Genomic DNA, 4,527 nt, shown 5'->3' with positions numbered 1-4,527 from the left:
CAGCGACACACGGATTAACAGTCCGTTGCTCTACCAACTGAGCTAAAGAGGAATTATTCTTTTCTAAATTTTATTCTTTTATGATTGTTCCGTATCACGGATTATCATTCATTCCCGTACTCTACTAATTGAGCTAAAGAGAAGTTATTATTTTTATTATTAAAACTGTTTATAGTGCTTTCACACTTTTCAATCTCGACTTATCTAATAGAAAAAAGTCAAAACTGAAAGAAAGTGGCTCCTCTTGCTGGGCTTGAACCAGCGACACACGGATTAACAGTCCGTTGCTCTACCAACTGAGCTAAAGAGGAATTGTTCTTTTACTGTTAATCCGCGTAATGGATTAACAGAGCCTCTACTGCTCTACAAACTGAGCTAAAGAGGAATTGTCATTTATTTTTCTTGCCGGCTAAACAAGCTAAAAGAAAAATATATTTAACACTTAATTTAATACAGAAGTGTTGAAGACGGGCGCAGTATATTTTTTGCATTTCTTTCTGTCAACAAAAAAGGCGTATAAAATAATTGGTTGCTGATAATTCAAGCAACCAATCACAAAAGAGCACGTTTTTGATTTATTTAAAGAGTAGATTCAAGGTTTTCTAAATATTCCATTGAATATTTTTTTGTAATTTTAAATGCATTTTTTCAAGTGGCTCATCTTTTTCTCCGACAATAACCACATTGGCATTACCCATTTTTTCAGTTAGTCCTTTTAAATGCTGATTATTAAAAACTGGCGTTTCAATAAATCCAGCATCATCAGGTACAACAAAGACCGTAATACGCCCTTTTTCTCCCTGCATAATCATATGCAAGGCGGGAGTTCCTTCAAAACTACAGTAATTTACAAAAAATACATTCCCCAAATCGCCCTGCACCTTACCTCCGTAACTTGCAAGCTTGGCATTAACCGCTGTTCGGCTAGCTTGCTCATCTATTTTGGCAGTAAAATAATATTCTTGTTGCACATGTTGCATTGCAACCGTGCCAATATCTAATGGCAAAGAATTAAGATTATTTAACAGTGGTAAACTAATACCGATAATAAATGCAATTGAAGCTGCGATCGCCATATGCCAGCGATTATTTAGTGTTTTTTTATTCTCAACTGCAAAGCTTTGCTCTAGTAGTATTTTTTCTGCTAAATCTTCTGGTAAGTCCACTTTTAATACCGACTGCAGATCTAAATCAAACTGCTTAGCTTCATTTACCAGTGCTTTATCCTGCTCAGCCTCAGCCTGCCTTTGCAAAAAATCATCACCTTTATCATTCGGTGTCGCAATTGCAGTATGACGAAATAAGATATCATCCATGTGCTTCCCCATTTTCTTTAGTGACGGATGTCAATGATGACTTCAATAAGTTCTTTGCCCTAAAAAGACGTGTTAATACGGTGTTTTTATTTAAATCTAACTGTATTGCAATCTCTTCGGCTGTGAAACCGGCAATAAGCTGCATCAATAACGGCTCTTTATATTCACTTGGCAAAGCCGATATTTTTCGTCTTAAAAACTCATTTTCCATCTCTTTGCTTGAATCGTATTGCCCCGCAACTTCATGATCATCAATATCAACCATAGGTAATTGTTTTCGTTCAAAGCGCCGTGCATTTTCACGGCGCAATATAGTAAACAACCAACCTTTGGCTGATTTATCATCTAATAAACTGTCCAGGCTTTTCCATGCTCTTAAACAAGTTTCTTGCACTAAATCCTGGGCAATATCCGGATCATGGCAAATCCAATATGCATAACGATAAAGATCAGGACTATAGACATGGACAAGTGCTTCATAACGTTTCTGTTTTCTGTTCATATCTAAAAAGACCGTTGACTCAGCATTTTTATTTCGTTTGCGAGTGAATAAATTCATTTATCTCCTTTCCCTTGAAAATCTCACATTTTTGATTTAATGATAATAAAGCAATTTAAAGAGTAACCAATAGAAAACAAGCAACAATTTGAATTGTTGCTAATAAATCAGCCTGATTTAATAATACGAGTAATTTATTGCTTATTTGCGTTATTTCAACGAAAACAACAAACCTTTAAGTTTGATAAATGACAGAGAGCGCTTCCATGCTCAGTTTGCAGGCGTTTGCAAAGTCGACTAATTGCCGACTTCAAAATTCTTGATAGAGGTTTTTTTTAATATCCTAACTGCTCTAGATGCCAGTGATTAAAACGCGGCATTAGCATCATCAATAACAAACTTATTGCTAAACCGCCCATCAGTACTATCACCGCGTAGGGTGCGCTTAAGCCTGTCTGCTGGATCAGGCCGGCAAGCAGCGCGGCGCCGCTCATCTGAATACAGCCGAGCATTGCTGAAGCCGTACCGGCGCGCTCGCCAAATGCAGACAGTGCCATACTGGTGGCCGGTCCAAGCAATAGTGCAAAACCGATACATAGCAGCATCATAGGTAACATAAAGCTAAATGCGGCCGGCAAACCGTTGCCCGGTCCCCATTGCTGGGCAACGAGCTGCAGTATCGCTGAAGCGACTAGTGTGGATAAGGCAATGATAACCGTAGGGCGATTACCAAATCGTTTAATCACCATAGGTGCGCAGAAGCAGGCGACAATATTAACCGCCGCATTCAGGCCGAATAAGGCGCTGAAGCCCAGTTCAGAAACGCCTAGGTGTCTTATCAGCCAATCAGGCGCATAAGATACGTAGGTTAAAATAGATGCCATGCCGGCCATGCAGGCAAAAGCATAGAACATAAAATGCGGCTCCCGCAGAACTGGTTTAAAGCGTTCCCAATGATACAGGCGCCCGCTGGTATCGGTATTTTCCGGGCGTGTTTCAGGAAGCCTGTATAATACGAACAGCAGTACAAATATCGCAAACAGGGCCATAAATATAAAAGTTGCACGCCAGCCGAACTGCAGCGCAAGTAATCCGCCTAAGGTCGGAGCCAGCGCCGGAATAACGCAGATAACCCCATTCAGATAACTGTAATAATGCGCGCTTTGCTGGCTGTTGAAACTGTCACGCACCGCACTGAATACCACAATAGAAGTCGCACAGGCGGCAATCCCCTGCAGTACTCGTGCTATTTGTAACCATTCAAACTCCACCGCCATAGCGCCTAGTAAGCTACTAAGGCCATAAAATACGATACCGGCAATGGCGATCGGACGGCGTCCAAAACGATCCGCAAGCGGGCCAATCAATATTTGCCCGATTCCCATCGCAAATAAAAACAGTACTAAAGTAGACTGTACTTCACTGGATGAAACATTAAATTCAGTAGCCATAACAGGCATAGAAGGTAAATAGATATCAATAGCAAGGGGGCTTAAAACCACCATAGCCATCAGTACAGGTAATATATTTCGGCGCATTACTTTCCTCGACTTAGATAATGATAACCAAAACCTTAGGTTATCGAACAGATGCAGTTTACGCAGTATGAGATATGAATCATAATGGCATAATTTCCAAACTTAATTTCCTTTAAGGAATATCTATGAATCTTGATAATCTTGCCAGAGTTGATCTTAATCTATTAGTTATCCTGCAAATATTACTCGAAGAAGAGAGTGTTACCCGAGCAGCCAGTCGCCTGCATCTCAGCCAGTCAGCATTGAGTAAGAGTCTTAACCGACTTCGCGATACCCTGGATGATCCGCTTTTTTTACGCAGTGCTCATGGTCTAAAGCCCACCTCACATGCCTTGCAGTTAAAATTGCAGCTGCCGGCTCTTTTACAGGGTTTATATCAAGTTACCCTGCCACCGGGCTTTACCCCCGCGACCAGCCATCGCCAATTCTCTTTTGCGATGGTAGAAAGTGCCTATGAAACCTCACTGCCCTCTTATATTGGCCCGCTGCTCAGCCAGGCGCCGCAAATAACCTTAGATATTTATGACTGGACAGGAAAATCGATGCAGGATCTGCAACAGGGACAAGTTGATTTCGGCATTACCGCTCGGGATCTTCATCCCATATCTGATTACAGACTTAATAATCTTCCCGAAGGTATTATGCAAACTACCCTGTTTACCGATCAGCAGATCTGTTTAGTACGCAAAAATCACCCGGTGCTTGCCACACTAAAGAACGGCAGTTGGAATTTAGATACGTATCTGCAGATGTCGCATGTACAAGTGCGTTGTGAAGGTAATGATTGGTGGGCATTAGATTACCTTTTAGCAGAATCAGGTAAACATCGCCGTATTAGCAGCACCCTGCCAGATTTCTACGGTGCCACCAGCGTCTGTGCAAACAGCGATCTTATTTTCACCCTGCCATCCGGTTTTGTAGCGCATGCCCAGAAACTCTATCCGTTAGTACAGTTGCCTCTGCCGATTGAGTTTTCACCACTCGCTTATGTGCTGTTATGGCACAAACGCAATAACGATGAACCTGGACATAAATGGATCCGGGATACCATCTGTGAAAGCGTAGCAAAAGCAATGCAAGCGCCTAGCGGTAAATAGGAGTGAATAGCGAGTTATATGGAGCAAAGAAAATAGACGATCCAATTCATTTATTGAACAATATTTTCTTTTTCTCC

At 41.4% G+C, this 4,527-nt stretch carries 4 protein-coding genes and 1 tRNA gene; 1 reads left to right on the top strand and 4 read right to left on the bottom strand.

Annotated elements, in window-relative coordinates:
- Positions 1-235: 235 nt before the first annotated feature.
- The 4 genes from AC4GME_RS17535 to AC4GME_RS17520 form a co-directional block, all read right to left on the bottom strand.
- A tRNA-Asn gene (locus AC4GME_RS17535) sits at positions 236-311 on the bottom strand.
- A gap of 291 nt (positions 312-602) precedes the next feature.
- Positions 603-1,316 carry a DUF3379 family protein gene (locus AC4GME_RS17530; protein WP_490379913.1) on the bottom strand — a complete coding sequence of 238 codons (714 nt, stop codon included), beginning with the start codon at positions 1,314-1,316 and terminating at the stop codon, positions 603-605.
- Entirely contained in the window at positions 1,309-1,875 is a 567-nt protein-coding gene (locus AC4GME_RS17525) for a sigma-70 family RNA polymerase sigma factor (protein ID WP_490375947.1), read from the bottom strand. The genes AC4GME_RS17530 and AC4GME_RS17525 overlap by 8 nt, the downstream gene beginning before the upstream one ends.
- 275 nt (positions 1,876-2,150) lie before the next feature.
- Positions 2,151-3,353: a multidrug effflux MFS transporter gene (locus AC4GME_RS17520; protein WP_490375948.1), complete on the bottom strand. Its 1,203-nt coding sequence runs from the start codon at positions 3,351-3,353 to the stop codon at positions 2,151-2,153.
- Between the two features lie 125 nt (positions 3,354-3,478).
- On the opposite strand from AC4GME_RS17520, the gene AC4GME_RS17515 reads away from it, so the two are divergent.
- The gene (locus AC4GME_RS17515) at positions 3,479-4,450 is read left to right on the top strand and encodes a LysR substrate-binding domain-containing protein (protein ID WP_490379912.1); all 972 of its coding nucleotides are present in this window, start codon (positions 3,479-3,481) and stop codon (positions 4,448-4,450) included.
- The last annotated feature ends 77 nt before the right edge of the window (positions 4,451-4,527 follow it).

This window comes from Psychromonas sp. (assembly GCF_983033635.1).
This window is presented reverse-complemented; position numbering and strand designations above follow the sequence as displayed.